Source organism: Paracoccus sp. Z118 (assembly GCF_019061185.1).
GTDB lineage: Bacteria > Pseudomonadota > Alphaproteobacteria > Rhodobacterales > Rhodobacteraceae > Paracoccus.
Genome location: NZ_JAHQZU010000063.1, coordinates 1 through 3,957, shown reverse-complemented (window position 1 = coordinate 3,957; position 3,957 = coordinate 1). Strand labels below are relative to the sequence as shown.

Genomic DNA, 3,957 nt, shown 5'->3' with positions numbered 1-3,957 from the left:
TCGGTGACATAGAGCGCGAGATAGGCGCCGTCGCCGCCGTAGTTGTTCAGCGTGGTGGTCAGCGTGATGGGCCGCGCCAGCGCGAGGCCGGGAAGCGTGAGCGCGGTGGAGAGGGCGAGGATGGCGGCAAGAGGCTTCATGGTCGGCTTCCTTTCGAGGGCATGCGGTCCGGCATTTCCCGGCGCCCTCCCTCATGGAGCGGGCGCCGGGAGAAGCGGGTTCAGTTCGCCGGGGCCGTGGCGGGCGCGGCGGGCGCCGGAGCTTCGCCGGCGAACTCTTCGAGCTCCGCCTTGATGACATCGAGGGTTGCCGGGTCGATCTTGGCTTCGATCGTATTGCCGCCGACATCGGTCACGTGGACCTCGTAGCAGCCGTCATCCAGCTCCGTGGAGGTGATGGTCCAGCCGTAGTCGGTGGCGAGCTGCGCCACCGCTTCCCAGGACTGCATCTGTTCGGGCGAAACCCGGCAGTCGTCGTCGGCAAGGACAGCGCCCGCAGGCAGAACGGCCAGCACGGCAAGGGTCGCAAGCATCCGTTTCATCTCTGATTACTCCCGTATTCCGGTTATCGGATGGTGCGAATCTGCGCCCCGAGGCTGACGAGTCGCTGAACCGGCAGAAAAAGATCCGTCAGCTTGCCGTCAGCAACGAAAAGGCCCGGCCCTTTCGGGGCCGGGCCGGCGCTTTCGGGATTTTGTGAACTCAGCGCAGGCTCATCCGCCGCAGGGTTCCGTCGCGCAGGACGAACTGGTGCCAGATCGCCGCCAGCGCGTGCAGCCCGGCGAGCAGCAGGATGATGCTGCCGGCGCTTTCGTGGAACTCGGCGATTGCGCCGGGCCGCCCTTGAATCGGGGCGGTCAGGGCGGGAAGGGGCAGACCGAGAAGCTGCACCTGAACCCCCATCTGCGAGGCGGCATACCAGCCGGTGACCGGCAGCGCGATCAGCAGGGCATAAAGCAGCCCGTGCCCCGCGGCAGCGGCGACCGCAAGGGCGCGCGAGCGGTGGTCAGCCTGGTCGCCGCCGCCCATCAGGCGCAGCACGAGGCGCGGCAGGACGAGGGCCAGCACCGCGAGTCCCAGCGTGAAGTGCAGAAGCGGCGGGTTCTGGACCACTTCGCGGCCGCCCTCGGCGGTGGCCCAGGCGCCCAGCACGGCGGCAGCCGTCACCCAGTGGATGGCGACCAGCGTCTTCGGATAGCGGGCGATGGTTTCGGACATGACGTGTTCTCCGGCGGGGCGGGGGTTGCGGGGTGGTGCAGCGGCGATTACGGGCTCATCTCACGACGACCGCCGGCGGCGTGCCGTTGCCGAGGAGCCCGCCGGGCGGGGGCAGGTTGGCGGGTGGTGCCGTCAGCGGGGCGCCCTGACCACGCTCGCGGTCCCGGCGCCCGTCGCGGTCGCCATCATCGTCATCGTCATCATCCCGGCCCTCGCCGCGCCGGTCCTTGCGCTTCATCTCGACGACCTCGAGGGTTGCGGGGTCGAGCTTGGCCTTGAACGACGCGCCCTGCGCATCGTTACCCCTGACCTCATAGCAGCCATCGTCGATCTTGATCCGGCCGACCTGCCAGCCGCGCGCCTTGACTGCGTCCTGCACCGCCTCGCGCGGCTGCCACCGCTCCATCGGCACCTGGCAGTCATCATCATCGGCATGGGCCGCGCCTGCCATGCCAAAGGCAGCAAGCAGGGCACCCAGCAGCATGTGCTTTTTCATCGCATTTGCCCTTTGTCCTTGTTCAGGCATCATCTGATCATGATTCATGGCACCTGTTCCTGACGGTCAGCTTAAGCGGGCGGCGCCCGGCCGTCAGACTGCCGACAGGTTCGGCGGGTAGGTCTGGCCGTGACGCAGGCTTCAGGAGCGGCTTCATGCGGATCCTTCTGGTCGAGGACGACATCATCCTGGGCGCCGCGGTGCGCGACCACATCGCCGCCGAGGGGCATTCGGCCGACTGGGTCGGGCGGCTCGACCGCGCGGCCGAGTATCTGGATGCCGCCCCATATGAGCTGATCCTGCTGGACCTGATGCTGCCGGACGGACGTGGCATCGCCTTCCTGCGCGACCTGCGCAGGCGTGGCGACGTGACGCCGGTGATCATCCTGACCGCGCTCGACCAGATCTCGGACCGGATCGAGGGGCTGAACGCGGGCGCCGACGATTACCTGACCAAGCCCTTCGACCTGGCCGAGCTTTCCGCTCGGCTGGCCGCCGTGGCGCGGCGCTACAGCGGCAATCCCAATCCGCTGGTCGATCTCGGTGAGTTGCAGGTCGATCTGGCCGCCCGGACGGTGCTGCGCGCCGGCCGCCGCGTCGATCTGACGGCGCGGGAATGGGCGCTGTTCGAGGCCTTCGTGCAGCGGCCCGGACAGGTGGTCTCGAAAGCCCAGCTTGAGGATCGGCTCTACGCCTTCGGCTCCGAGGTCGAGAGCAACACCATCGAGGTCCATGTCAGCCGCCTGCGCAAGAAGCTGGGTGCAGGCGTGGTCGAGACCGTGCGCGGGGTCGGCTACCGGCTCGGGGACGGGCGGTGAGAGGACCGACCAGTCTTCAGGGGCGGCTGTCGCTGTGGCTCACCCTTGGAGCGGTTCTGCTCTGGGCCGTCGCGGCGGCATGGACCGCGGTGCATCTGCGCCACGAGATGGACGAGGTCTTCGACAGCGCCCTCGAGGAAGCGGGCCAGCGCCTGCTGCCGTTGGCGGTGCGCGACATCATCGGGCGCGAGGAGGATGACAGCCCCGACCAGGGCGTGGCCACCCTGCGCGAGCATGACGAGTATTTCACCTACGTGGTGAGAGACGCGGAGGGCCTGGTGCTTCTGCGTTCGCACCGGGCCGATCTGGGGGTTTTCCCTCCCTTCTCGGGGATGGGCTTTGCCGACACCGCCACGCATCGCGTCTATTCCGACGCCGCCCTTCGGGGCACGATCACCATCTCCGTCGCTGAGCCGCTTGCCCATCGCTGGGACGTCGCGCGGGAGGCGCTGATCGGGCTGGCGCTGCCGTTGACATTGATCGTCCCGGCCAGCCTGTTCGGCGTCTGGGCCGCCGTCCGCGCCGCCATGGCGCCCATCCGGCGCTTTCGGGCGGGGATCGAAGCCCGCGGCGGGGGCGATCTGTCGCCGATTCCGGCCGAGGGCCTCCCCTCGGAGTTCCAGCCCAACGCGCGCGCGGTGAACCTTCTACTGGACCGCCTGCGCCGCGCGCTGGAGGCCGAGCGCAGCTTTACCGCCAACTCGGCGCACGAGTTGCGAACCCCCGTCGCCGGTGCGCTGGCGCAGGTGCAGCGGCTGATCGTCGAGGCGCCCGACGAGGACACCCGCAGCCGCGCCCGTCAGGTCGAGGCCGCCCTGCAGCGGCTGGCGCGGCTGTCGGAAAAGCTGATGCAGCTTGCCCGTGCCGAGGGTGGCAGGCTGCAGGCGGAAACGCCGGTCGATATCGCAGGGGTCCTGCGGATGGTGGTGGCCGACATGGGGCGTGAGGACGGAAATCGGATCGAACTGGCGCTGCCGAACGTGACGATCATGGCGGCCATCGACCCTGACGCCTTCGCGATACTCGCTCGCAACCTGATCGAGAACGCCCTGCGCCATGGCGCGCAAGACGCACCCGTGCAGGTCTCGCTCTCAGCGGACGGCGTGCTGCGCGTGATCAATGCTGGACCTATAATTCCGCCCGAGCAACTCGCGCGCCTGTCGCGGCCCTTCGAGCGCGGGATCACGGACGCGCAGGGCAGCGGCCTCGGACTCGCGATCGTCGCGGCGATCGCCATCGGCAGCGGCAGCCGGCTGGAGCTGATCTCGCCGGCAACCGGACGGGCGGACGGGTTCGAGGCGAAGTTTGCGACAAACCGCATCGAGACTAGGTAAGGAACCGCTGAAAAACCTCCTGTCCGCAGCCGGATCTGGTAGGCTTGGGCGTCCCCACGAGGAGCCCTTCTCATGCCGAAACAGCCCGCCAT

At 68.7% G+C, this 3,957-nt stretch carries 5 protein-coding genes and 1 pseudogene; 2 read left to right on the top strand and 4 right to left on the bottom strand.

Going from position 1 to position 3,957, the window contains the following annotated elements; all coding sequences use genetic code 11:
- The 4 genes and pseudogenes from KTN05_RS18320 to KTN05_RS17235 all read right to left on the bottom strand — a co-directional run.
- A pseudogene (locus KTN05_RS18320) lies at positions 1-140 on the bottom strand (DUF2271 domain-containing protein); the annotation flags it as partial.
- Positions 141-220: 80 nt separating this feature from the next.
- Complete coding sequence (locus KTN05_RS17245; RefSeq protein WP_254368331.1) at positions 221-532, bottom strand: PepSY domain-containing protein; 312 nt, start codon at positions 530-532, stop codon at positions 221-223.
- Positions 533-701: 169 nt separating this feature from the next.
- On the bottom strand, positions 702-1,217 hold the full coding sequence (locus tag KTN05_RS17240; protein ID WP_217330604.1) for a cytochrome b: 516 nt from the start codon (positions 1,215-1,217) through the stop codon (positions 702-704).
- 55 nt (positions 1,218-1,272) lie between these two features.
- Positions 1,273-1,761, bottom strand: coding sequence for a PepSY domain-containing protein (locus KTN05_RS17235; protein ID WP_254368330.1), 489 nt, complete (start codon positions 1,759-1,761; stop codon positions 1,273-1,275).
- A gap of 107 nt (positions 1,762-1,868) precedes the next feature.
- Here KTN05_RS17235 and KTN05_RS17230 point away from each other — a divergent pair, with 107 nt between their 5' ends.
- Together KTN05_RS17230 and KTN05_RS17225 are read left to right on the top strand one after the other, a co-directional pair.
- Positions 1,869-2,531, top strand: coding sequence for a response regulator transcription factor (locus KTN05_RS17230; RefSeq protein WP_217330603.1), 663 nt, complete (start codon positions 1,869-1,871; stop codon positions 2,529-2,531).
- The gene (locus KTN05_RS17225; protein ID WP_217330602.1) at positions 2,528-3,865 is read left to right on the top strand and encodes an ATP-binding protein; all 1,338 of its coding nucleotides are present in this window, start codon (positions 2,528-2,530) and stop codon (positions 3,863-3,865) included. Before KTN05_RS17230 ends, KTN05_RS17225 begins: the two co-directional genes overlap by 4 nt.
- Positions 3,866-3,957 lie beyond the last annotated feature (92 nt).

Excerpts from the sequence above, each read along its gene's own strand:
- KTN05_RS17245 (WP_254368331.1), bottom strand. The coding sequence starts at position 532 with ATGCTTGCGACCCTTGCCGTGCTGGCCGTTCTGCCTGCGGGCGCTGTC.
- KTN05_RS17240 (WP_217330604.1), bottom strand. The coding sequence starts at position 1,217 with ATGTCCGAAACCATCGCCCGCTATCCGAAGACGCTGGTCGCCATCCAC.
- KTN05_RS17235 (WP_254368330.1), bottom strand. The coding sequence starts at position 1,761 with ATGAATCATGATCAGATGATGCCTGAACAAGGACAAAGGGCAAATGCG.
- KTN05_RS17230 (WP_217330603.1), top strand. The coding sequence starts at position 1,869 with ATGCGGATCCTTCTGGTCGAGGACGACATCATCCTGGGCGCCGCGGTG.